The sequence below is a fragment of the Pseudoalteromonas sp. Z1A2 genome (assembly GCF_011378755.1).
Classification (GTDB): Bacteria; Pseudomonadota; Gammaproteobacteria; order Enterobacterales; family Alteromonadaceae; genus Pseudoalteromonas; species Pseudoalteromonas distincta.
The window spans coordinates 33,628-57,178 of sequence record NZ_WTKX01000003.1 but is presented as its reverse complement, the minus strand read 5'-3'; the positions used below and the strand labels follow the sequence as shown (position 1 = coordinate 57,178).

At 40.3% G+C, this 23,551-nt stretch carries 25 protein-coding genes; all 25 read left to right on the top strand.

From position 1 onward, the window contains the following. Nucleotides 1-8: 8 nt before the first annotated feature. Complete coding sequence (gene fliI / locus GQR47_RS03165) at nt 9-1,343, top strand: flagellar protein export ATPase FliI (RefSeq protein ID WP_002959338.1); 1,335 nt, start codon at nt 9-11, stop codon at nt 1,341-1,343. Then, nucleotides 1,343-1,789: a flagellar export protein FliJ gene (gene fliJ, locus GQR47_RS03160; RefSeq protein WP_010553907.1), complete on the top strand. Its 447-nt coding sequence runs from the start codon at nt 1,343-1,345 to the stop codon at nt 1,787-1,789. The genes fliI and fliJ overlap by 1 nt, the downstream gene beginning before the upstream one ends. An 89-nt stretch (nt 1,790-1,878) precedes the next feature. Further along, on the top strand, nt 1,879-3,900 hold the full coding sequence (locus GQR47_RS03155) for a flagellar hook-length control protein FliK (protein WP_029753269.1): 2,022 nt from the start codon (nt 1,879-1,881) through the stop codon (nt 3,898-3,900). 57 nt (nt 3,901-3,957) lie between these two features. Beyond that, nucleotides 3,958-4,488, top strand: a complete 531-nt coding sequence (gene fliL / locus GQR47_RS03150; protein WP_024596363.1) for a flagellar basal body-associated protein FliL — start codon at nt 3,958-3,960, stop codon at nt 4,486-4,488. Nucleotides 4,489-4,497: 9 nt separating this feature from the next. Beyond that, nucleotides 4,498-5,589 carry a flagellar motor switch protein FliM gene (gene fliM, locus GQR47_RS03145; RefSeq protein WP_002959334.1) on the top strand — a complete coding sequence of 364 codons (1,092 nt, stop codon included), beginning with the start codon at nt 4,498-4,500 and terminating at the stop codon, nt 5,587-5,589. Between the two features lie 20 nt (nt 5,590-5,609). Then, nucleotides 5,610-6,008: a flagellar motor switch protein FliN gene (gene fliN, locus GQR47_RS03140; protein WP_002959332.1), complete on the top strand. Its 399-nt coding sequence runs from the start codon at nt 5,610-5,612 to the stop codon at nt 6,006-6,008. After that, nucleotides 6,005-6,388, top strand: a complete 384-nt coding sequence (fliO, locus tag GQR47_RS03135; protein WP_002959331.1) for a flagellar biosynthetic protein FliO — start codon at nt 6,005-6,007, stop codon at nt 6,386-6,388. Before fliN ends, fliO begins: the two co-directional genes overlap by 4 nt. A 4-nt stretch (nt 6,389-6,392) precedes the next feature. Beyond that, complete coding sequence (gene fliP, locus GQR47_RS03130; protein WP_002959327.1) at nt 6,393-7,133, top strand: flagellar type III secretion system pore protein FliP; 741 nt, start codon at nt 6,393-6,395, stop codon at nt 7,131-7,133. Between the two features lie 40 nt (nt 7,134-7,173). Beyond that, nucleotides 7,174-7,443: a flagellar biosynthesis protein FliQ gene (gene fliQ, locus GQR47_RS03125; RefSeq protein ID WP_002959325.1), complete on the top strand. Its 270-nt coding sequence runs from the start codon at nt 7,174-7,176 to the stop codon at nt 7,441-7,443. A 2-nt stretch (nt 7,444-7,445) separates the two neighbouring features. Further along, entirely contained in the window at nt 7,446-8,225 is a 780-nt protein-coding gene (gene fliR, locus GQR47_RS03120) for a flagellar biosynthetic protein FliR (RefSeq protein ID WP_024596364.1), read from the top strand. A 9-nt stretch (nt 8,226-8,234) separates the two neighbouring features. Then, entirely contained in the window at nt 8,235-9,365 is a 1,131-nt protein-coding gene (gene flhB / locus GQR47_RS03115) for a flagellar biosynthesis protein FlhB (protein WP_165723528.1), read from the top strand. 72 nt (nt 9,366-9,437) lie between these two features. Further along, nucleotides 9,438-11,549, top strand: a complete 2,112-nt coding sequence (gene flhA / locus GQR47_RS03110) for a flagellar biosynthesis protein FlhA (protein ID WP_039484610.1) — start codon at nt 9,438-9,440, stop codon at nt 11,547-11,549. 21 nt (nt 11,550-11,570) lie between these two features. Further along, complete coding sequence (flhF, locus tag GQR47_RS03105; RefSeq protein WP_165723527.1) at nt 11,571-13,052, top strand: flagellar biosynthesis protein FlhF; 1,482 nt, start codon at nt 11,571-11,573, stop codon at nt 13,050-13,052. Further along, on the top strand, nt 13,045-13,905 hold the full coding sequence (locus GQR47_RS03100; protein WP_002959312.1) for a MinD/ParA family protein: 861 nt from the start codon (nt 13,045-13,047) through the stop codon (nt 13,903-13,905). The genes flhF and GQR47_RS03100 overlap by 8 nt, the downstream gene beginning before the upstream one ends. Nucleotides 13,906-13,931: 26 nt before the next feature. After that, on the top strand, nt 13,932-14,642 hold the full coding sequence (locus GQR47_RS03095) for an RNA polymerase sigma factor FliA (RefSeq protein WP_002959310.1): 711 nt from the start codon (nt 13,932-13,934) through the stop codon (nt 14,640-14,642). A 40-nt stretch (nt 14,643-14,682) separates the two neighbouring features. Continuing rightward, entirely contained in the window at nt 14,683-15,066 is a 384-nt protein-coding gene (cheY, locus tag GQR47_RS03090; RefSeq protein WP_008132609.1) for a chemotaxis response regulator CheY, read from the top strand. 17 nt (nt 15,067-15,083) lie between these two features. Next, entirely contained in the window at nt 15,084-15,857 is a 774-nt protein-coding gene (locus GQR47_RS03085; RefSeq protein WP_024595388.1) for a protein phosphatase CheZ, read from the top strand. 15 nt (nt 15,858-15,872) lie between these two features. Next, nucleotides 15,873-18,089: a chemotaxis protein CheA gene (locus GQR47_RS03080; protein WP_165723526.1), complete on the top strand. Its 2,217-nt coding sequence runs from the start codon at nt 15,873-15,875 to the stop codon at nt 18,087-18,089. 58 nt (nt 18,090-18,147) lie between these two features. Beyond that, on the top strand, nt 18,148-19,311 hold the full coding sequence (locus tag GQR47_RS03075) for a chemotaxis response regulator protein-glutamate methylesterase (protein ID WP_165723525.1): 1,164 nt from the start codon (nt 18,148-18,150) through the stop codon (nt 19,309-19,311). Then, nucleotides 19,304-20,068: a flagellar motor protein gene (locus GQR47_RS03070; protein WP_165723524.1), complete on the top strand. Its 765-nt coding sequence runs from the start codon at nt 19,304-19,306 to the stop codon at nt 20,066-20,068. Before GQR47_RS03075 ends, GQR47_RS03070 begins: the two co-directional genes overlap by 8 nt. Before the next feature lies 1 nt (nt 20,069). Further along, a complete protein-coding gene (locus GQR47_RS03065) occupies nt 20,070-21,029 on the top strand; it encodes a flagellar motor protein MotB (RefSeq protein ID WP_165723523.1) in 960 nt (319 codons plus the stop codon). Between the two features lie 12 nt (nt 21,030-21,041). Beyond that, on the top strand, nt 21,042-21,812 hold the full coding sequence (locus GQR47_RS03060) for a ParA family protein (RefSeq protein ID WP_165723522.1): 771 nt from the start codon (nt 21,042-21,044) through the stop codon (nt 21,810-21,812). A 3-nt stretch (nt 21,813-21,815) separates the two neighbouring features. Beyond that, nucleotides 21,816-22,607, top strand: a complete 792-nt coding sequence (locus tag GQR47_RS03055) for a chemotaxis protein CheW (RefSeq protein ID WP_165723521.1) — start codon at nt 21,816-21,818, stop codon at nt 22,605-22,607. Between the two features lie 24 nt (nt 22,608-22,631). Beyond that, the gene (locus GQR47_RS03050) at nt 22,632-23,129 is read left to right on the top strand and encodes a chemotaxis protein CheW (RefSeq protein WP_002959294.1); all 498 of its coding nucleotides are present in this window, start codon (nt 22,632-22,634) and stop codon (nt 23,127-23,129) included. Between the two features lie 17 nt (nt 23,130-23,146). Next, nucleotides 23,147-23,548: a DUF2802 domain-containing protein gene (locus tag GQR47_RS03045; RefSeq protein WP_024595394.1), complete on the top strand. Its 402-nt coding sequence runs from the start codon at nt 23,147-23,149 to the stop codon at nt 23,546-23,548. Nucleotides 23,549-23,551: the final 3 nt, after the last annotated feature.

Here is a 23,551-nt window from a genome sequence, read left to right as displayed (position 1 = left end):
GGCGTGTTATGTCAACTCAACGTGCACCTTTAAGCGAACGCTTATCTCAATATCAACAACATATTAAAACTCCAGCGCCTGCTGTGGCAGGTATTTTAACGCGTGTTGTTGGCCTTACCCTTGAGGCTAGAGGTTTACGTGCACCCGTTGGTAGCCAATGTAAAATAGAAACTATGAACGGCTTTGTAGACGCCGAAATAGTCGGTTTTAACGATCAAACTTTGTACTTAATGCCTAACGACCACATCTCTGGTGTATTACCTGGTGCGCGTGTTATTCCTCAAGTAAATAATTTAGGTTTACCTGTAGGGATGAGTTTATTAGGCCGCGTGGTGGATGGTTTAGGGCGACCGCTAGATGGCCTTGGTAAAATTAATGCTGAGCATCATTTAAAGTTTGCTCAAAATACTATAAACCCGCTTTCAAGAAGACCAATCACTAAGCCTATGGATGTAGGTGTGCGTGCTATTAACTCGGTTATCACAGTAGGGCAAGGCCAGCGTATGGGCTTGTTTGCAGGCTCTGGTGTGGGTAAATCAGTACTTCTCGGTATGATGACCCGAGGTAGCGAAGCTGATGTAATTGTTGTTGGCTTAGTGGGGGAGCGTGGTCGCGAAGTAAAAGAATTTATTGAAGAAATACTCGGTGTAGAGGGGCGCAAACGTTCAGTTGTTGTCGCAGCGCCCGCTGATTCATCACCGCTTATGCGTTTAAAAGGCTGTGAGAGCGCCGTAACTATTGCAGAGTATTTTAGAGATCAGGGTTTAAACGTATTATTGTTACTCGATTCGGTAACGCGTTATGCAATGGCGCAACGTGAAATTGCACTTGCTGTAGGCGAGCCGCCTGCTACAAAGGGTTATCCGCCTTCGGTGTTTGCTAAATTACCTGCGCTGGTGGAACGTGCTGGTAATGGCGGTGAAGGGCAAGGTTCAATTACCGCCTTTTTTACGGTGTTGAGTGAAGGCGATGATATGCAAGACCCTATTGCTGATGCAGCGCGAGCTATATTAGATGGCCACATTGTACTATCGCGTGATTTAGCTGACAGTGGGCACTATCCCGCTATAGATATTGAAAAGTCGATTTCGCGTGTTATGCCTCAAGTTGTTTCTGAGCCGCATATGCAACAAGCCCGAGTGCTTAAACAAGTGTATTCAATGTACCAACAAAACAAAGACATGATTACGTTAGGCGCTTATCAAAAAGGGACCGATCAAATGCTCGACCAAGCTATAAATATGATGCCAAGAGTGAATGCATTTTTACAACAAGGTATGCGAGATGTCATTAGTTACGATGATGGTCTGCAAGGGCTTGCTCAGTTACTAGGACAAGCATAATGGCTAAAAACAAACTCGATTTATTGCTCAAAATTGAAAATGACAAAGAAGAAAGTTTGCGCATGAGTTACTTACAAGCCAATCAAAACTTGCAATCGAATCAACAAAAGCTACAAGGTTTAAATAATTTTAGACTTGAGTACTCTCAGCAGTTACACCTTAAGGGAAAATCGGGCTTATCTAGTGCCGGATTTGGGCAGTATCATGCCTTTATAGCTAAAATTGAAGAAGCAATTCGCCAACAAGCAAGTACGGTAAATACCGCTAAGCAAGTTGTTACTCAACGTAAAACGCTATGGCTCAAGCAGCAAATTAAAGCTAAGGCAGTCGCCAAATTAATCGAAAATCAAAAACTTAAAGCAAATGCGTTAATGGCTAAAAATGAGCAAAAAATGTTAGATGAATTTTCAGCTAATCAGTTTTTTCAACGTCGTAAAGCTTTGTAATTCAGGCACGCTAATTGCTTTATTACTTAGTGGAATTCAACTTTTGGCGGTATGCGGTGGCATATTGCCGTAATGGTATTAGGTGATTTATGGCGATGAATAACATTTCGTTTTTAGTTTCTTCTGAAAAAGATTCACTGTTAGCTTTTAAAGACAATAGCTTAGCTAATGGCGAAGGAAATTTAGGTGAGGAATTTTTAAGCCAGCTAAACGAAGCGCATAACGCTATGGGGCCTTTGCTTAAGGGCAATAAAAATCCCGATGCCGAAAACTCGATTGCCATACCTAAGCATAAACAGCCAGAAGAAAATGAAAATCTGAGCGTAAAGCTAGATGAAATAACAACAGACGAAGTTACTTTTGTATCTGTTGAGATGCTTGATCAAATTAATTCAGCACAAGCAATGAGCACCTCGATTAATAAGCCGTTCGATGCAACTAAAAGTATAGAATCAGAAGATGCAGAGTTAGAAACCACCTCAGTAATTTTATCTGCTAATACAAGTGATGAAGTAACGACTGAAGAAGCGAATACATCGAGTGTGGTGCAAAATCCAATTGCCACTAATGTAGACTCTAAAACGGCTAAATTAATTGATTCAAAAAGCGATAGCTTAAGCTCACTACCTTTGAACTCTTTACCATTAAATGAAGGCAAGCATCGGAAAAGTGGTGTTGCCGAAGCTATTGAAGGGCCATTAAATTCTATAAATAAAAAGCCCGATGACAGCCCTGGCTCTACATTAGAAAAACCTGAATTTGCATTAATGAGTTCTAAAGAGCAGCTAGGACAAAATAAGTCTGCTGATAAAAATAATACAGTTTTGCCAACACCCGCCGACAAAGCGAGCGTTACTCAGTCTCCTTTAGCCACAACTGAAGGTGATAATAATGCAGCAATAGATACGTTAATGACTAAAGATGCGAGCTTAATTAAAGCTAATAGCGTTATTGCTAGTTTAACGTCTGAGCAGCGCTCACAACTTAACGCGCAAGTTAAGGTATTAGAGAACGCTGATTCAACAAATAGCGCAACTAGTAACACTTCAAATCTTAAGCAAATGCTTGCACAATTTATTACTGATAACGAAAAAGCGCAAAGCACGGTAACAAAACACTCTTTTAGCGCAGAAATAAATTCACTTAATACAACTGAAAAACAAAGTTTATTAACGCAATTAAACGCATATATTAAAACAGAGCAGCCTAAAGGCGAGCAGTTGTCAGTGCTTAAGCAAACAGTTAATGAGTTAAAAGCTTCTATTGAAATTGGGCTTGCTGATACCGCTAAATCAGACTCAAAAACGTTTGTGGCCTCAGAGACTCCTAATACAGTATATGATCCACAAAAGTTAAGCTTAAAGGCATCTACAAACGAAGGCGCGGATATTAATAAAGCCGTAGCAACCTCAGCTAAGCGTGCTGATTTATTAAAATCATTTGAAGAGTTACAAAAAGATGGGCTTAGAAAAATAACGGCAGAACAAACTCCTGCACGCGTAGCACAAGTATTTACGCAAATTACAGCCGCTTTAAATACTCAGCAAACGAGCACATTAAGCCAATACGACTCATTAAGTTACGAGCAGAGCTTACTTGATACCCAAATAATTCAAACTCAACAATTACAAAGTACATCACAAGTTAAGCAAGTAAGTATTGATCCAGGTGTAATGCAGGCAATTAATATTGTTAAAAGTGATGCAGCTAAATTACTGCAAGAGCGCGTTAGCTCAATGTTGAGCATTAATAATAAAGAAGCAGAAATTCGCCTCGATCCTCCAGAAATGGGCAGCATGCAAATACGTATTCGTAGCGATGCAGAACAAGCACATATAAACTTTGTTGTACAAAACCAGCAAGCCAAAGAAGCGCTTGAACAATCAATGCCGCGCTTACGTGAAATGTTAGCGCAACAAGGGCTAGAGCTTGGTGAAAGCACTATTTCTTATGGGCAATCAGGTGGTGAAACAGCTGAGCAAAGTGAGAGTGGAGCCCAAGGTAATTTGGCTAATAATAAGTCAGTTAATGATGAAAATGACGAGCAAGCAAATAACACTGCACAAAGTTCTCGACAACAAACTTCATCATCAATAGATTACTATGCCTAAGTACTGCTATTATAATAGTTAAAACAAGCAAGTACCTTTGCGATTAAAGGAATCATGATGGCTGAAGAAGCAAGTTTAGAAATCGAAGAAACCGGTAAAAGTAAAAAGAAACTAATAATAATCATAGTAGCTGTACTACTTATTGCAGGTGGTGCTGCGGGTTACTTTTTTATGTCAGGTTCGGATGCGCCAGTTGAAACCTTAGATGAAGAGACTGCGATGTCGACTGATGCTGCTCCTGCAGCTTCTGGTTCATCAGCAGAAGTTGGTAGTGCTTTATATGTTGCTATGCCACGCCCATTTGTATTTAACGTGCCTGGCTCAAGTCGCGATAGAATTGTACAAATTAAAGTACAATTATTAGTACGTGGCGAAGTAAATGAAGAAACAGCCAAAAAACATATACCACTAATAGAAGGGACGCTATTAAGCGTGTTTTCTACTACAACAGCTGATGAATTAAGTACGAGCTCTGGTAAAGAAACACTTCGTTTTTCTGCACTTGAAAAGGTACAAACAGCCTTAATGGATGTTGAAGGCAGTAAAGTAATTGAGCGGGTATTGTTTACCGGCTTTGTGATGCAATAAGGGGTTAGCGTGAGCGATTTATTATCCCAAGACGAAATTGATGCGCTATTACATGGCGTTGATGACGTTGAAGAGGAAGATATACACGAAGGTGAAGATGGCGGAGGAAGTACGCTTCAGTACGATTTTTCTTCGCAAGATCGGATCGTACGTGGTCGTATGCCGACGCTGGAAATTGTTAACGAACGCTTTGCTCGTCATATGCGAATTAGCCTATTTAATATGATGCGTCGCACCGCAGAGGTGTCTATTAACGGCGTGCAAATGATTAAGTTTGGCGAATATATTCATACTTTATTTGTTCCAACCAGTTTAAATATGGTCCGTTTTAGGCCTTTAAAAGGCACTGGCCTGATTACCATGGAAGCACGACTTGTGTTTATTTTGGTAGATAACTTTTTTGGTGGTGACGGGCGTTATCATGCAAAGATAGAGGGCCGAGAATTTACCCCAACAGAGCGCCGGATTGTACAAATGCTCCTTAAAATAATCTTTGAAGATTATAAAGAAGCATGGGCACCGGTTATGGATGTATCGTTTGAATATCTCGATTCAGAAGTAAACCCAGCTATGGCGAATATTGTAAGTCCAACAGAGGTTGTGGTTATTAGCTCTTTTCATATTGAGCTTGATGGCGGTGGCGGCGATTTTCATATTGCACTTCCGTATTCGATGCTTGAGCCAATCCGAGAGCTTTTAGATGCGGGTGTTCAATCTGATACAGAGGATACCGACTTACGTTGGAGCAAAGCACTTCGCGATGAAATAATGGATGTTGAGGTTGATATGTCGACTCAGTTACTTGAAGTTGATTTGACCTTAAAGCAAATTATGGAATTAAAAGCAGGTGATATTATTCCGGTTGAAATGCCTGAGCATATAACCGTATTTGTTGAGGAACTCCCTACATTTAGAGCCAAGATGGGTCGCTCTCGCGATAATGTTGCGCTTCAAATTAGTGAAAAAATTAAACGACCTGATTCAGTTAAATCTGAGCTGCATGTATTTACCAAAGGCGGCAAGAAAATTGACTCAGATGCAGAATTAGCAGAACTAGAAGATGATTTACACCTCTCTGACGGTGTAGACTTAGACTGGTAATTGATTAAAAGGTTAAAAGTATGAGCGATGATCAAGACACAATGGATGAATGGGCAGCAGCATTAGCAGAAGCCGAAGGCCCAGATGATAGTGGCGAAGCACATGTTGCAGAGCTTGATGAGTTAAGTGATTCAAAACACGAAATGAGTGGTGATGAAAAACGAAAACTCGACACTATTTTAGATATTCCCGTTACTATCTCAATGGAAGTAGGGCGCTCTAAAATCAATATTCGTAACCTACTGCAACTTAATCAAGGCTCTGTTGTTGAGCTTGACCGTGTTGCGGGTGAGCCGCTAGACGTGCTAGTTAATGGTACTTTAATCGCTCATGGCGAAGTAGTTGTAGTAAACGACAAATTTGGTATTCGCTTAACTGACGTGATAAGCCAAGTAGAGCGGATCAAAAAATTACGATGAGCTTATTAGTTGCTTTAACGACTACCGTTTTTTCAAAAGCAGATGTGGCAACACCCACTGGGGATATACTCTCTATGGTGCTGTCGCTTGTAATGGTGCTAGTACTGATTATTGTACTGGCATTTTTTGTTAAAAAGCTTAACCCTAATTTAGCAAATAGTGATGAGTTTAAAGTAGTTAGAAGTCTACCTTTAGGTTCTCGCGAGCGTTTAATGGTTGTTGAGATAGATAATGCTCAGCATTTACTTGGTGTAACTCCCCACAGTATTAATTATTTACACAAGTTAGAAACCCCATTAAGTGAAAAAGAACTGCCTGAACTCGCTAAACGATTTGGTAAACTTTTAAACCCGCAATCAAACCAAAATAAAAAGAATTAAACCTATGACAAAGTGGCTGCTTATTATTTTTGCCATGGTGTTTGTACCAAATGTAAGTGCAGAAGGAATTGATGCCCTTACCATTACAACAAACGCTGATGGCACACAAGATTACTCAGTAACGTTACAAGTTTTAGCAATTATGACGGCGCTGAGTTTTATACCGGCCGCCATAATTATGATGACCTCTTTTACACGAATTATTGTTGTACTCGCCATTTTGCGCCAAGCAATTGGCTTACAGCAAACACCGTCAAACCAAGTGTTATTAGGTATGTCACTTTTTTTAAGTATTTTTATAATGGCGCCTATTTATCAGCAGGTAAACGAGCGAGCTATAGAGCCTTACTTAAATGAGCAGGTTACATCAGTAGAGGCTTTAGAGCTTGCTAAAGAGCCAATGAAAGCATTTATGCTTTCACAGGTGCGTTTAAAAGATTTAGAAACGTTCGCTAAAATTGCTGGTTACGATCAGCTAAATTCGCCACAAGATACGCCATTAATAGTGTTAATACCGGCATTTGTAACCAGCGAACTGCAAACGGCATTTATAATTGGGTTTATGTTTTTTATCCCATTTTTAATTGTTGATTTAGTGGTCGCTTCGGTATTAATGGCGATGGGTATGATGATGCTTTCCCCCATGATAGTGTCCTTACCGTTTAAAATTATGCTGTTTGTACTTGTTGATGGTTGGAGCTTAGTGATGGGGACTCTAGCTAAAAGCTTTGGTTTAGGGACTTAGTATGCAAAGCATTAACATGACCCAACAATAGGAGTACAACATGGAACCGGAAATTTTTGTTGATATTCTAAGTGACGCGCTGTTTTTAGTTATTAAATTGGTGTCTGCAATCGTTGTCCCAGGCCTAATTATTGGTTTAGTGGTTGCTGTGTTTCAGGCGGCAACATCAATCAATGAACAAACGTTGAGCTTTTTACCTCGTTTATTAATTACCATTAGTGCGCTTATTGTAGGTGGGCACTGGCTTACTCAAGAACTGATGGATTTTTTTACTCGCCTAGTATTACTTATTCCTGAAATTGCAGGTTAAACGTGGAATACCCCTTTGCTGTCGTTATTCAATGGTTGAGCGATTTTTTGCTGCCCCTGGTACGCATTAGCTCAATGATTATGATTATGGCTGGTTTAGGGGCTAAAAATGTACCTACACGGATAAAAATGGGGTTATCAGTTGTTGTAACTTTTCTTGTTGTTCCTGTTCTGCCGCCCGCTACATTCACTAATTTATTTTCGTTTGAGATGATTTTAGTCGTTATTCAACAAATGCTGATTGGTGTTGCTATTGGTTTTGCATCTATACTTTTATTAAATACTTTTGTGTTAGCAGGGCAAATACTTGCGATGCAAACCGGTTTGGGTTTTGCTTCGGTTATTGACCCCTCTAATGGCGCAAGCGTTCCAGCGGTTGGTCAGTTTTTCCTTATTTTGGCCACTTTGTTATTTTTTGCTTTTAACGGTCATTTAATGATGATTCAAATGGTGGTGCATAGCTTTCAAGTGCTACCCATTGATGGCACATGGTGGTCTGTAGATCATTACTGGGACATAGTGACTTGGGGCGGCTGGATGTTTACTACAGCACTGGTACTCTCACTTGCACCGCTTACCGCAATGCTCGTTATTAATATGTCGTTTGGGATTATGACGCGTGCAGCGCCACAATTAAATATTTTCTCTATTGGTTTTCCGTTTACCTTGGTAGCGGGACTTATTATTATTTGGGCGACACTAGGTAACTTTGTTACTCAGTTTGAGTTTCAATGGTTAAAAATGGTTGAGCTAATGTGTACTTTAGTTGGTTGCTCACCTTAGGAGAAAGTCATGTCTGAAGACTCAGGACAAGAAAAAACAGAAGAACCCACATCCAAAAAGCTTGAAGAATCTAAAAAGAAAGGCCAAATAGCACGCTCAAAAGAGTTAGGTACCATGTTTGTACTTATTTTTTCGGCTATATCGCTTTTGATGTATGGTCCTGAAATTGGTAAAGGTTTATACAATGTAATGGGCCGAACCCTTAGCTTAAACCGCAACGAAGCCTTTGATACCACTAAAATGTTTGCCGTGTGGGGAGAGGTTGCAGACGCGTTGATGTTTCCTATGGCTATGTTTGTGTTAATTATCGTTTTGGCTGCATTTATTGGTAATACGTTACTCGGTGGTTTTAATTTTAGCTGGGAAGCTGCTGCACCTAAAGCAAGTAAAATGTCGCCAATGAAGGGCTTTAAGCGGATGTTTGGCCCACAAGCGGCTATTGAGCTTGTAAAGTCACTTTTAAAATTTGGTTTAGTAGCAAGTTTTGCAGTGTTTTTAATTAATACTTATTTTGATGAAATACTGCATTTAAGTTTAGAAAGTACGCCGGGTAATATTATTCATGCCTTAGAGATTTTAGGGTGGATGTTTTTAGGCCTTTCGTGCACTTTAATTGTTATTGCCGCCATTGATGCACCATTTCAAAGTTACAACCATAACAAACAACTTAAAATGACAATGCAAGAAATTAAAGATGAGTATAAAAACTCTGAAGGTGACCCACAAATAAAAGCGCGCATTAGGCAAACACAAAGGCAAATGTCGCAAAACCGCATGATGCAAGATGTTCCTGACGCTGATGTTATTGTTACGAACCCAACTCACTACTCTGTAGCATTAAAATACGACACGGAGCGCGCAGGTGCGCCTATAGTGCTTGCTAAAGGCATTGATGAAATGGCGATGCAAATTCGAAAAGTAGCAATAGGAAATGAAGTACCTATATTAGAATCCCCCATGTTGACCCGAGCGCTTTATCATACGGCTGAAGTAGGAGAGCAAATACCCGATCAGCTATTTACCGCAGTAGCGCAAGTTTTAGCGTATGTATTTCAGCTTAAGCGCTTTAATAAAGGGCGCGGTAAACGTCCAACTAAGCTCAATAAAAAGCTGCCAATCCCCGATGCCTACAAGTATTAAACCGTTAACTGAGTAACTTGGAATAGTTATTGCAAATTCTACGTAGTGTCAATTTTTTGAAATTGTAGAATTATGAGTTTTAAAGCGGTATTACAACAACTTAACAGAGACAAAAAAGACTATGCCAAAGGGGTAGGTACACCTTTGCTTGTGCTTGCTGCCTTGGGAATGGTGATTTTACCACTACCGCCATTTTTACTCGATATCCTTTTCTCGTTTAATATTGCTCTCGCGTTAGTGGTTTTACTTGTAACTGTTTACACGATGAAGCCAGTTGAATTTGGTATTTTCCCCTCTGTATTACTAATCGCTACAATTATGCGCTTAGCACTTAACGTTGCCAGTACTCGAGTTGTGTTACTTGAAGGCCACAATGGTGGTGACTCTGCCGGTAAAGTAATTGAAGCGTTTGGCTCAGTTGTTATTGGTGGTAACTACGCTGTTGGTTTGGTTGTGTTTTTAATCCTGATCATTATTAACTTTGTAGTAATTACTAAAGGTGCTGGTCGTATTTCTGAGGTATCTGCGCGTTTCACCCTTGATGCAATGCCGGGTAAACAAATGGCAATTGACGCCGATTTGAACGCAGGCTTTATCAGCGCAGAACAAGCGCGTGACCGCCGCGAGGAAGTAACTCGCGAAGCTGATTTTTACGGCTCAATGGATGGTGCGAGTAAATTTGTAAAAGGTGATGCGATTGCAGGTATTGTTATACTAATCATCAATATTGTTGGTGGTTTATTTGTCGGTATGATCCAGCACAATTTGAGTTTTGGCAATGCAATGGAAGTATATACATTACTTACCATTGGCGATGGCTTAGTTGCTCAACTCCCTTCTTTACTGCTTTCAATTGGTACCGCGATTGTTGTAACACGCCAAAATGAGTCGCTCAATATGGGGGACCAATTTAAGAAACAACTAGGCAACGAAAAGTCACTCTTTATTGCATCTGGTATTTTGATCATCATGGGCTTAGTGCCTGGTATGCCGCATATTGCTTTTTTAAGTTTAGGTGCGTTACTGGGTTACTTAGCTTACTACACACAGCAAAGTAAATTAAAAGCTGCTGCGGCAGAAGCTGAAGAGGCCGCTAATGGCGGAAGCGTTGCAACGGGTGTTGCTAATAAACAAGAACAAAAAGAACTAGGCTGGGATGACGTTCAGCAGGTTGATGTAATTGGCTTAGAAGTCGGTTATAGATTAATTCCGTTAGTGGACCAATCACAAGGTGGTGAGCTACTTAATCGTATTAAGGGGGTGCGTAAAAAGCTTTCTCAAGAGCTTGGTTTTTTAGTGCCGCCGGTACATATACGCGACAACTTAGAGCTTGACCCTAACGCTTACAGAATAACACTAATGGGGGTTTCAACCGGTGAAAGCGAGCTTAAGCATGGCGACGAGCTAGCGATTAACCCAGGACAAGTATTTGGTCCAATTAAAGGGGTTGAAACAAAAGATCCTGCGTTTGGCCTTGATGCCGTATGGATCAAGCCTGATCAAAAAGATGAAGCACAATCACTAGGTTATACCGTTGTAGATTCAGCCACGGTAGTTGCCACTCATATTAGCCAGTTATTAACTAACAGTGCAGCGTTATTACTAGGGCATGAAGAAGTTCAAAACCTACTTGATATGCTTGCTAAAAGCCATCCTCGCTTAGTGGAAGGACTAGTACCTGATGTATTGCCATTAACTGCTATTGTAAAAGTACTACAAAATTTATTAAATGAAGGCGTGGCTATTCGCGATATGCGCTCAATTGTTCAAACCCTTGTTGAGTATGGCCCACGTAGTCAAGACCCTGATGTATTAACGGCTGCAGTGCGTATTTCACTGCGTAGATTAATTGTTCAAGATGCGGTGGGCATGTCATCAGAAATCCCTGTCATAACCTTGGCGCCTGAGTTGGAACAAATGTTGCATCAGTCATTACAAAATGCAGGCGATGAAGGTGCCGGTATTGAGCCAGGACTTGCAGAGCGACTTCAAGTGTCATTGACACAAGCGCATCAAAATCAAGAAATGGCCGGCGAACCTTCTATATTGCTAACGTCAGGAATGTTACGCACTGTGTTATCTCGTTTTGTTAAGTACACCATTCCAGGATTGAGAGTGATGTCTTATCAAGAGGTACCAGACGAAAGACAGATCAAAATTGTAAGCTCGGTAGGCCAACAATAAGATTTTAACAGGGGTTGAATCATGAAAATTAAACGTTTTTTTGCTAAAGATATGCGCACAGCACTTAAAGAAGTTAAAGATGAGTTAGGTGTTGATGCGGTTATTATGTCAAATAAAAAACTGGCTAACGGTGTAGAAATTGTAGCGGCAGTTGATTATGACAAAGCAGCCCCTAAAGTAGCAGCGCAACCACAACGCCCTGCAGAGCCGCGTACTCAGGCGCCACAACAAAGCATGCATAATTTTGTAAAACCAGAGCCACAGCGTGCCAAGCCTGAGCCTCAAGCAAAAGTTGCTGACAGCCTACAAGCATTATTAGAGCGTCAATCACCGCGTCCTCGTTCTCCTGAGCTTGCATCAATGTTTTCACAATCGGGTATTGATACTACTGATAACTATCAAGAACCAGATATGGGGCAGCGTACTAAAAATATGTTTGCTCCTGAAGCTGCTGCGCCAGTTCGTCCACAAACTCAAGCGGATAGCTTAGGTTTTGATGATTTAGACCGCGACTTTGATGATTTAGATAGCCCCGTAACCACTCGCCAACAAGCACCTAATAATGAAAGCGAAGAAATGACAACAATGCGTGAAGAAATGAACGCAATTCGTCAATTACTTGAGCACCAAGTATCAGGCTTGATGCAGCAAGATATGGCGCGTCGCGATCCAACACGCGCTTGTATGGTTGACCGTTTAGTCGGTATGGGTATCGATAAAGAAGTAGCACAGCAAATGGCATGTTTTGTACCTGATGATGTGTCTCGTAAGCAAGGTTGGAAAGCATTGTTAACTATGGTCGAAGATCAAATGCAAACAACCAATAATGAAATACTTCGCCAAGGTGGTGTATATGCGTTAGTGGGTCCAACTGGTGTGGGTAAAACAACGACTGTTGCTAAGCTTGCAGCTCTAGGCGCACAAAAATATGGTGCCGATAAAGTGGCGTTAATAACCACTGATACATACAGAATTGGTGCTTATGAACAACTTGCAACATATGGTCGTATTATTGGTTGTGGTGTTAAGCAAGTTAAAGATGCTAATGAATTAGCTGAAGTTTTATATCATTTACGAAATAAACGTCTAGTATTAATTGACACAGCAGGTATGAGCCAGCGAGATTTACGTTTAACTGAGCAATTAAACACGTTAATGCGTAACCAACGTGTAGATATTCGCAGCTACTTAGTACTTAGCGCGACAGCACAAATTAATGTATTGCAAGAAACTGTACGTCACTTTAAAAAAGTACAGTTAAGTGGCTGTATTTTCACTAAGTTAGACGAATCATTAAGTTTGGGTGAGATTATTAGTATTGCGATTCAAAATCGCCTTCCAATAGGGTATCTTACTAATGGTCAACGAGTACCAGAGGATATTCGTGTTGCAAATGCTGAGAAACTAGTTAAAAAGGCTGAGCAATTATATTTAAAAAGAACAAAAGAACAACATTCAAGGCACCAATCAGTGGCGCCAAGCACAGTAGGGATGTATGATTAACACAGTATTAGATCAAGCAAGCGGCCTGCGCAAAATGAGTCAAAACAATAACAACGGCGTAAAAGTTATCGCTGTAACCGGTGGTAAAGGTGGAGTAGGGAAAACAAATGTTTCTCTAAATACAGCTATTGCACTTGGGCAGCAAGGTAATCGAGTATTAGTGCTGGATGCTGACTTGGGTTTAGCAAACTGTGATGTGATGCTTGGTTTACGTGTAGAGCGTAACTTGTCACATGTCTTGTCTGGTGAATGTGAGCTTGATGAAATTTTAGTTGAAGGCCCTGCAGGAATTAAAATTGTACCCGCTACATCGGGTTCGCAAAGTATGGTTGAATTATCACCATCTGAGCATGCTGGGCTAATTCGTGCGTTTAGCGAATTGAATACCGAATTTGATATTTTAATTGTAGATACAGCTGCTGGTATTTCAGACATGGTACTGAGCTTCTCGCGTGCAGCGCAAGATGTAATGGTTGTTGTATGCGATGAGCCGACATCAATCACCGACGCTTACGCACTTATTAAAGTATTAAGTCGTGAGCACGGCGTTTATAAATTTAAAATTGTTGCCAATATGGTGCGCAGTATGCGTGAAGGCACTGAATTGTTTGCAAAGCTATCTAAAGTTACCGACCGCTTTTTAGATGTATCAATGGAGCTAGTAGCAACGGTTCCTTATGATGAAAATATGCGCAAAGCAACACGTCGTCAAAAAGTAATAGTAGAGCTCTTTCCAAATTCGCCAGCCGCTCTTGCGTTTAAAACGCTGGCAACAAAAGCAGTTAAATGGCCAATACCCAACCAACCATCTGGGCATTTAGAGTTTTTCATTGAGAAACTAGTAAACGGTTAATTATGACAACACTGGTGAATAGAGCTATGGGATATCAATCAACACAAAATTTAAATGTGATTGTTGAGAAGCATGCATCACTTGTTAAAAAAGTGGCATGTCATCTAATTGCTCGATTACCACCTAGCGTTCAACTTGATGATTTAATTCAATCAGGAATGATAGGCTTAATAGAAGCTTCGAAAAACTTTGATGCAACAAAAGGCGCAAGCTTTGAAACTTTTGCAGGTATTCGTATTCGCGGTGCTATGCTTGATGAAATGCGCCGTGGTGATTGGGCTCCTCGTTCAGTTCACCGTAAAAACAGGCAAGTTGCAGAAGCAATTACTGAGCTCGAAAGTAGTCTGAACCGCGAACCAACGGACATAGAAGTTGCTGAAAAACTTGAAATTTCGCTCAATGAGTACCATCATATTTTAAATGATGCGAATACGAGCAAAATATTAGGCATTGAAGACCTTGGTGTAGATGAGGATGTTATTACTCCTGTAGGCCAAGATTTAGCACAAGATAAACCTTTTAATAATGTTAAAAATGATAGGTTTAATGAGTCTTTGCTAAGTGCAATTAAGTCATTACCAGAGCGTGATGCAATGGTGCTTTCTTTGTACTACAACGATGAAATGAATTTAAAAGAAATAGGACATATACTCGATGTAAGTGAATCGCGTGTAAGTCAGATACATGGTCAGGCGATGATTAAGCTTAAAGCTAAAATCAATGACTGGATAAATTAGTAGTAAGTAAACAAAGGTTAATACCTCACTGGGGGATGTTTTGGATAAAAACATGAAAATTCTTGTAGTTGATGATTTTTCAACGATGAGACGCATTATAAAAAACCTGTTACGTGACTTAGGTTTCACTAACGTTCAAGAAGCTGATGATGGGTCTACAGCTTTGCCTATGTTGCAAAATCAAGTGTTTGATTTTGTAGTTACGGATTGGAATATGCCTGGAATGCAGGGTATTGATCTTTTAAGAGCAATACGTGCAGACGATAAGTTAAAACATATCCCTGTATTAATGGTAACGGCAGAGGCTAAAAAAGAACAAATAATAGCTGCAGCGCAAGCTGGTGTTAATGGTTATATTGTTAAGCCATTTACGGCTGGAACATTAAAAACTAAATTAGAAAAAGTATTTGAACGCTTAGGCTAATGATGGGGGAGAGGCTTATGCCAGCACCAGCTGCGCCTCAAATAACGTTAGAACAAGCTCGTCAGCTCGTTGTTTTTTTAGAAAATGATGAGCAAGACAAAGCAAATCAGTTGATTTTAGAGGCTGCATCTAAAGAGCAGTCTGAATTATTTGCTGAAGTTGGAAAGTTGACTCGTCAACTGCACGAAGCCCTTAAAAGTTTTGAGCTTGATACTCGCTTAACTGATATAACGACAGATGCGATTCCAGATGCTAAAAAGCGGCTTAATTATGTTATAGAAATGACAGAAAATGCGGCTAATAAAACAATGGATGCAGTGGAGGCCAGTTTACCTATAGCCCAACAGTTAGCGGACGAAATATCTCATATCAAACCGACATGGGATCGTTTAATGAGCCGCGAGATTGAGCTTGGTGAGTTTAAGCAACTTTGCCATAGCATCGATAAGTTTATGAACAACTCTCATCATAAGACTGATGAGCTTCAAAACTTAATGACAAATGTATTAATGGCTCAAGACTATCAAGACTTAACAGGTCAAGTTATTCGCCGTGTTATCGAACTTGTTAGGGAAGTAGAAGAAAGTTTACTTCATCTTTTAACTGCGTTTGCTGAACAAGACGACACTAACAGCACCGCGAATAAAGTAGAACAACAAAAAATAAAAGAACCAGTTGCCACACAAACTTTAGCAGGTCCTGAAGGCCCTATTATTGATAAAGAATCGCGTAATGATGTTGTATCTGATCAAGATGAAGTTGATGATCTTTTATCAAGTTTGGGCTTCTAAGAGGAGAGTAACTGCATGTTTGAAGTCGATGAAGATATTTTACAAGACTTTCTTGTAGAGGCTGGAGAAATCCTAGAGCTTTTATCTGAACAGTTAGTTGAGCTGGAAAATAATCCAGAAGATACCGAGTTACTAAACGCTATATTTAGAGGTTTTCACACTGTAAAAGGTGGTGCAGGCTTTTTAGCTATGACAGAACTTGTTGATGCTTGTCACGGTGCTGAAAACGTATTTGATTTACTACGTCAAGGCGTGCGAACAGTCAACTCAGAGTTAATGGATGTTATTTTACAAGCACTAGACACCATTAATGAGATGTTTGCGACTATCCAAAACAGAGACAAGCCTGAACCTGCAGATCCTGAATTACTTCATACTCTTCATATCTTAGGTCTACCTCCAACAGAGGCCGAAGCCACTGAAGCCTCTTCACAAACAGAGGTTGAACAACCTCATAATGAAGTGGTGGATACACCGGTAGCTGATGATGAAGATCCGTTTGCATTTGATGAACTATTTAGCGGAGCGCCTTCGGTTAGCGATGCTGAAATAGATGAAATCACTGAAGACGAATTTGAAAGCTTACTTGATGAGCTGCACGGTAAAGGACAAGGTCCTGCAGTTGAAAAACCAGTAGCAAGTAGTAGTGATTTTAGTGGTGATATTACTGATGATGAATTTGACAGCTTATTAGACGAGTTACATGGTGTTGGCAGTTTTGGTGAAGTTACGAGCAAACCTGAACAAAATGATGCCAATAAAACACCTGTAGAATCTGCTATACCAGCTGTAAATACAGTTAATTCATCAGATGATGAAATTAGTGATGACGAATTTGAAGCGCTTCTTGATGAACTTCATGGTAAAGGCACTGCTCCTAAATCGATAGAAAGTGCGCCAGCTGCAAAACAACCTGAACCTGTTTCACCGCCAGCTAAACAAGTGAGTGAACCAGTAAAAAAAGCTGAGCCAGCTAAAGCTCCTACTCCAAAACCAGTTGAAAAAGCGCCAGAGAAGCCAGTAGCTAAAGTACCACCAGCAGCTCCAAAAAAATCAGCGCCACCAGCAGCAGAGACCACTGTTCGCGTAGATACAAAACGACTCGATCAAATTATGAATATGGTTGGTGAGTTAGTTCTTGTACGAAATCGTTTGGTTAGTTTAGCGACTAACTCAGACAGTGAAGCGATGGGTAAAGCAATCTCTAACTTAGATGTAGTGACTGCGGATATTCAAGGTGCGGTTATGCAAACGCGAATGCAACCAATTAAGAAGGTATTTGGTCGCTTCCCTCGCGTTGTACGCGACTTAGCACGTAGCTTAAATAAAGATATTGATTTAAAACTTATTGGTGAAGAAACCGATCTAGATAAAAACTTAGTTGAAGCACTTGCCGACCCGCTTGTGCATTTAGTTAGAAACTCAGTTGACCATGGTATTGAAATGCCCGCTGTTCGTGAAGCAGCTGGTAAGCCTAGAACAGGTAATGTTACTTTATCAGCGTCTCAAGAGGGCGACCATATTTTGCTAACCATCAAAGATGATGGTGCAGGTATGGATGCTGAAAAACTGAAAAAAATTGCAATTAGTAAAGGCGTACTCGATCATGACCAAGCGAGTCGACTTTCTGACACCGAAGCATATAACCTGATTTTTGCACCTGGCTTTTCTACAAAAGAAGAAATATCTGATATTTCAGGCCGTGGTGTAGGAATGGACGTAGTTAAAACTAAGATCACGCAACTTAATGGCTCAGTAAGCATTCAGTCTGAACTTGGTGTTGGTACTATTTTAGAAATAAAAGTACCACTTACCTTGGCTATATTACCGACATTAATGGTCATTGTTGGCGCACAAACATTTGCGTTACCACTGGCTGGTGTTAGTGAGATATTCAATTTAGATTTAACGAAGACGAATGTAGTTGATGGGCAATTAACAATTATTGTGCGTAAAAAGGCGATACCGTTATTTTACCTTGAGCATTGGTTAGTAAAAGGCTCAGATCGTTCTCAGCGAAAATCTAAAGGTCACGTCGTTATTGTACAAATTGGTACGCAACAAATTGGTTTTGTTGTTGATTCATTAATTGGCCAAGAAGAAGTAGTGATTAAGCCGCTTGATGCGTTACTTCAAGGAACGCCAGGTATGGCAGGCGCTACAATAACTTCAGATGGCGGCATTGCACTGATTTTAGACGTTCCAAACATGTTAAAACATTACGCAGGCTAATAATAAAGTAGGTATATATTTAATATATACCTACGCATAAATTTAATAAGAGAGCTAAATGGCCGTTAAAGTTTTAGTTGTTGATGATTCAAGCTTTTTTCGCCGTAGAGTAAGCGAAATCCTTGAGCAAGATAGCGATATACAAGTTATAGGCTTTGCTGTTAATGGCAGAGAGGCTGTTGAGAAAGCAGCTCAATTGCGTCCTGACATGATCACCATGGATGTCGAAATGCCTGTGCTTGATGGTATTAGCGCAGTTAAAGAGATAATGGCGAGTAACCCAACTCCTATCTTAATGTTTTCATCACTTACACGTGATGGTGCAACAGCAACGTTTGATGCGTTAGATGCTGGCGCAATGGATTTTTTACCGAAAAAATTTGAAGATATTGCACGCAATAATGAAGATGCAATTAAGCTTTTGCAAAGTAAAGTAAAAGATATAGGACGAAGACGTTTACCGCGAACATTTAGAGCGGCAACACCAGCTAAACCAGTCATTTCAACGAAACCAACAAGTTCACTTTCGCAAAGCACAAGCACATCAACAACTCAAATCAAGCAGCCTGATAGAAGCTTTCAAAGAGCTGCGCCTGCTGCATCGACAAGTTCAAATGTTGCCTCAATGCGAGCAAGTGGAAAACAATATCAACTTTTAGCTATTGGTACTTCTACAGGTGGTCCTGTTGCTTTGCAAACTATATTGACTCAATTGCCTGCTAATTTTCCTCACCCTATTTTACTTATTCAGCACATGCCAGCTGCATTTACACCCGCGTTTGCAGCGCGCTTAAATGGTTTGTGCCAAATAAAAGTGAAAGAAGCACAACAGGGCGATCGCTTACAACCAGGAACTGCTTATTTAGCGCCTGGCGGGCAGCAGATGATGGTAGAGGGGCGTGGAGCTAATAGAACGCTGCGCGTATTTGAAGATCATAGCGAGAGAATAAGTTATAAACCAAGCGTAGATGTAACGTTTGCTAGTGCAGCTAAAACGTACCAAGGTGATGTACTTGCTATTGTTTTAACAGGTATGGGCGCTGATGGTCGTGATGGTGCAAGAATGTTAAAACAAACGGGGGCAACTATTTGGGCACAGGATGAGAAAAGCTGTGTCGTTTATGGAATGCCCCAAGCAATTGCTAATGCGGGGCTTTCAAGTGAAAGCTTAGCATTGAGCGATGTTGCAGCGCGTATAATGAGAGAGGTAGGTTGTGGATAAACTCTCAATATTTGGACTATTGGTAGCACTTAGTGCAATAGGTCTAGGTTATTCTTTAGAAGGCGGTGTTGTTTCAGCTTTATTTAATGGCCCTGCGCTTATTATTGTACTAGGTGGCACGCTTGGCGCTGCTATGTTGCAAACCTCTGCTAGCACATTCAAAAAGATGCTAAATATGAGCTCGTGGGTTTTTGTTGCACCACAATACGATATTGAAGACGCAATAGAGCAAGTTAAACGATGGTCTCATAAAGCACGTCAAGAAGGTTACTTAGCGCTTGAGAATGAAGCCTTAGCTCACCCAGATGCGTATGCAGCAAAAGGTTTAAGCTTACTTGTCGATGGCTGCTCAGAGCAAAAACTACGTGACACGCTTGAAATTGATTTACTGCTAGAGCGCGATCGTTTGCTTGAAGCCGCGCGTGTTTATGAAGCAATGGGGGGTTACAGCCCTACCATTGGTATTTTAGGTGCGGTGCTTGGCTTAATACAGGCAATGTCGTTTATTACCGATCCACAAATGCTTGGCGCCGGCGTTGCAACGGCATTTATTGCGACCATTTATGGTGTTGGTTTAGCTAATTTATTGTTTTTACCTATGGCAAATAAGTTAAAACAGCGTGTAGAGCAAAAAATGCTTTACCATGAAATGCTTGCTGAAGGCGTTATTGCAATAAGCATAGGTGAAAGCCCAGTAAATATAGAATTAAAGCTTGAAGCCTATCGTGTAGAGCGCCCTAATTTAGTGGACGAATAACATGTTACGCCGACGACTTCGTCACTCTGCTGCTAAAAGTCAACATACCGAACGTTGGCTTGTATCGTATGCCGATTACATGACTATTATGTTTGCTTTTTTTGTGGTTCTGTATGCGATAGCGATTAATAAAGAAGAACAATTCCAAATATTGTCAGATTCCCTTGAACACGTTTTTGATAAGTCAGCTCGCCAATACTCCCAGCAAGGTGAAGGTGTCAACGGTAATGGAATATTGACAGATAGAGTGACACCTGAACAAGAAGTCCTTTATGGCGAAAGTATATTAAAAGAAGAGCAAGGTCCTGAGCTACTCGACGGCCAAAGTGATACAAGCAACATCCAGCAAAAGTATTTAGGCAACCCTCTTGATAGTTTATTAATTAAATTACAGTCAGCGCTTATTGATGAAATCCGTGATGGAGAAGCCAGTTTAGAGCTTAACCAAGATTGGCTGATTATAGAGCTAAGCTCAGGTATGTTATTTTCAAGTGGTAGTTCAGTTGCACACTCTCGAGCAAAACAGGTCGTCAAGATTGTTAAAGATATTATTGCACCAGTAGATAACTATGTAAGAGTACGAGGTTATACTGATGATGAAAGTATTCGCAATGAAATATTTCGCTCAAATTGGGAACTGTCGGTATCTAGAGCCACGTCAATATTAGTAGAGCTGGAAGCATTAGGCATTAATTCAGCTAGAATGGCGATAGAAGGTTATGGTCAATATTCACCTTTTGCAAGTAACGATACAGAGCAAGGGCGCGCAGAAAATCGTAAAGTTGTTATCGCACTTTCTAAGTATGGATTACCGCCAAAACAAGAGGTTAAAAGTGACGGGCAAGCTGATGAGCCTGCAGTGATTGAACCTGAAATTGAACTTCCTTCAGATGACGATACAATAAAAATAATTCGTTTGCCTCATGGTGGTATTCGCATAACAACGCGCAATGAACAGTAATTAGGATGTAATGTGAAGATTTGGACTGTCGCTAATCAAAAAGGAGGGGTTGGTAAAACAACAACCGCAGTGAGCCTTGCCGGTATTTTGGCATTACAAGGTAAACGTGTGTTGCTTATAGATACAGACCCTCATGCGTCACTCACTTATTACTTTGGCATTGATTCAGAGGATTTAGAAGTCAGTGTGTACGATATTTTTTCCCGAGGTACAAGTATGCAAAGTGAAGAGATACTCCAAGCTTTGTGTCCATCAACACTTCAAAACCTGGATATTTTACCTGCGACTATGGCAATAGCTACGCTTGACCGAAGTATGGGTAATAAAACAGGGATGGGGTTAATACTAAAAAAAGCGCTTGCAAAAATTAGCGAACATTACGATTATGCCATTTTAGATTGCCCTCCAGTTTTAGGGGTGTTAATGGTCAATGCGCTTGCAGCAAGTGAGCGAATTTTAGTGCCAGTGCAAACGGAGTTTTTAGCACTCAAAGGGCTTGATAGAATGATGCGTACTATGGATTTGATGCAATCCTCTCAAGCAAAAGATTATCAATATACTATAATTCCTACCATGTACGACAAACGTACTAAAGCATCGTTAGAAGCATACAAAACATTGCAAAGTACATATGGTGATAAAGTTTGGCCAGGTGTGATACCGGTGGATACCAAATTTAGAGATGCAAGCTTTGCACAAAAAGTACCTGTAGAGTATTGTCCTCGCTCGCGCGGTGTATACGCATATAAAGCACTGCTAGAATATTTAATTGAACAAGGTTAATGAATGAGTAAGCAATTGTTTGCTAATGAAAAAGTAATGAAACAATACCTTGGGGCTTTGTTATGTGAAGATGAGCCTGTAGATAACCTTGAGCCAGTTGCAAAATTACTTGAGCAAATCCCAGATGATTCACAACAGCATATTCATTCAAAACTTAAAGAGCAATTAAAAGCAGCAGAGAGTACATTTGATAATGACTTGCTCAATGTTGAAATTGAGCCAATAGCTGAGCCAGCGTTTGAAACTGAAAAAGTTAATGAAGTGGTTGACGAGGAAGTAATAGCACCTGCAATTACTACTATAGAAAAGCCAGAGCTGGAGATTGTAACTACTAGCCAATCAGACTATTTTGATGGTGAATTTCAGGCATTGTTTTTTGAAGTTGCTGGCTTGACCTTGGCTGTGCCATTAAAAGCACTTGGTGGAATACATCAATTAGGTGAAGTAAATCATTTGTTTGGTAAGCCGAAATGGTTTAAAGGCGTTATGCTCAACAGAGAAGAAAAGCTTAATGTTGTTGATACTGCGCGTTGGGTTATGCCAGAAAAATATGATGATAAATTAGAGGCGTCTTTAGATTATCAATATTTGATTACACTAGGTGATAGCCAGTGGGGTTTATTAGCTGAAAAGTTGATAAATAACATTACATTGAGTAAAGAAGATGTAAAATGGCGTACAAATAAAAGCAAGCGCCCATGGCTTGCTGGCGTTATAAAAGAAAAAATGTGTGCTTTGATAGACGTAGATAATTTAAATATATTATTAGAGAAAGGCTTAGATAGCCGTCAGTAGTAATGACCATTACGGGGTAATAGCATGAATCAAGATAAATTACTGTCAGCAAATAAAAACGCAGATAATAACGATGAAATTTTACAGTGGGTTACGTTTAAGCTAGAGGAAGAAACCTACGGCGTAAATGTAATGCAAGTACAAGAAATACTTCGTTATACAGAGATAGCTCCTGTACCAGGTGCACCTTCATATGTGATTGGTATTATTAACTTACGCGGCAACGTTGTTACCGTTATTGATACTCGCGCACGTTTTGGTTTGCTAGCTGCTGATGCAACTGACAACTCTCGCATCTTAATTATTGAAGCAGAAGAGCAAGTTATTGGTATTTTAGCCGACAGCGTATCGGAAGTGGTTTACTTGCGCAGCTCTGAAATCGACAGTGCGCCAAATGTTGGTACTGAAGAAAGCGCTAAGTTTATTCAAGGTGTTTGTAACCGCGATAATGAATTACTGATTTTGGTTGATTTAAATAAGTTACTCAGTGATGACGAATGGGATGAGTTAAGCGATATATAAGCTTTACCAAATAAATTATGGTGTTACTTAGTATAGCTATATCAGCGTTAGCGGTAGGACTTATATCGCTGGCGTTAATTATTGCATTAAAAAATAAACACGCGAATGAAATTAATGCTGTATCGCAGCAGCTTAAAGATAGCTCTGAGCAGACTCATATTTTGCGCAGTGAAATTTCGGAGATTAGAACCGGGCTCTTAAGTATTGGTAAGCGAGTGCTTGAAGTTGAACAACAAAACCAAGATTTAATGCAACAGCAAGCGGCGCAAAAATACGATGACCCTGATGCTAAAATTTACTCTCGTGCTGTAAAAATGGTTGAGTTAGGTGCAGACCTTGATGAAGTAATACGCGAGTGCGAACTACCACGAGCAGAAGCCGAATTACTATTTTCATTACATAAACAAAAAGGTGCTTAGCGC

Excerpts from the sequence above, each read along its gene's own strand:
- fliJ (WP_010553907.1), top strand. The coding sequence starts at position 1,343 with ATGGCTAAAAACAAACTCGATTTATTGCTCAAAATTGAAAATGACAAA.
- fliI (WP_002959338.1), top strand. The coding sequence starts at position 9 with ATGTCAACTCAACGTGCACCTTTAAGCGAACGCTTATCTCAATATCAA.
- flhF (WP_165723527.1), top strand. The coding sequence starts at position 11,571 with ATGAAAATTAAACGTTTTTTTGCTAAAGATATGCGCACAGCACTTAAA.
- GQR47_RS03100 (WP_002959312.1), top strand. The coding sequence starts at position 13,045 with ATGATTAACACAGTATTAGATCAAGCAAGCGGCCTGCGCAAAATGAGT.
- fliQ (WP_002959325.1), top strand. The coding sequence starts at position 7,174 with ATGGAACCGGAAATTTTTGTTGATATTCTAAGTGACGCGCTGTTTTTA.
- GQR47_RS03085 (WP_024595388.1), top strand. The coding sequence starts at position 15,084 with ATGCCAGCACCAGCTGCGCCTCAAATAACGTTAGAACAAGCTCGTCAG.
- GQR47_RS03050 (WP_002959294.1), top strand. The coding sequence starts at position 22,632 with ATGAATCAAGATAAATTACTGTCAGCAAATAAAAACGCAGATAATAAC.
- GQR47_RS03075 (WP_165723525.1), top strand. The coding sequence starts at position 18,148 with ATGGCCGTTAAAGTTTTAGTTGTTGATGATTCAAGCTTTTTTCGCCGT.
- flhA (WP_039484610.1), top strand. The coding sequence starts at position 9,438 with ATGAGTTTTAAAGCGGTATTACAACAACTTAACAGAGACAAAAAAGAC.
- GQR47_RS03155 (WP_029753269.1), top strand. The coding sequence starts at position 1,879 with ATGGCGATGAATAACATTTCGTTTTTAGTTTCTTCTGAAAAAGATTCA.
- fliN (WP_002959332.1), top strand. The coding sequence starts at position 5,610 with ATGAGCGATGATCAAGACACAATGGATGAATGGGCAGCAGCATTAGCA.
- fliO (WP_002959331.1), top strand. The coding sequence starts at position 6,005 with ATGAGCTTATTAGTTGCTTTAACGACTACCGTTTTTTCAAAAGCAGAT.
- fliL (WP_024596363.1), top strand. The coding sequence starts at position 3,958 with ATGGCTGAAGAAGCAAGTTTAGAAATCGAAGAAACCGGTAAAAGTAAA.
- GQR47_RS03045 (WP_024595394.1), top strand. The coding sequence starts at position 23,147 with ATGGTGTTACTTAGTATAGCTATATCAGCGTTAGCGGTAGGACTTATA.
- GQR47_RS03065 (WP_165723523.1), top strand. The coding sequence starts at position 20,070 with ATGTTACGCCGACGACTTCGTCACTCTGCTGCTAAAAGTCAACATACC.
- GQR47_RS03080 (WP_165723526.1), top strand. The coding sequence starts at position 15,873 with ATGTTTGAAGTCGATGAAGATATTTTACAAGACTTTCTTGTAGAGGCT.
- flhB (WP_165723528.1), top strand. The coding sequence starts at position 8,235 with ATGTCTGAAGACTCAGGACAAGAAAAAACAGAAGAACCCACATCCAAA.
- GQR47_RS03055 (WP_165723521.1), top strand. The coding sequence starts at position 21,816 with ATGAGTAAGCAATTGTTTGCTAATGAAAAAGTAATGAAACAATACCTT.
- GQR47_RS03095 (WP_002959310.1), top strand. The coding sequence starts at position 13,932 with ATGGGATATCAATCAACACAAAATTTAAATGTGATTGTTGAGAAGCAT.
- fliP (WP_002959327.1), top strand. The coding sequence starts at position 6,393 with ATGACAAAGTGGCTGCTTATTATTTTTGCCATGGTGTTTGTACCAAAT.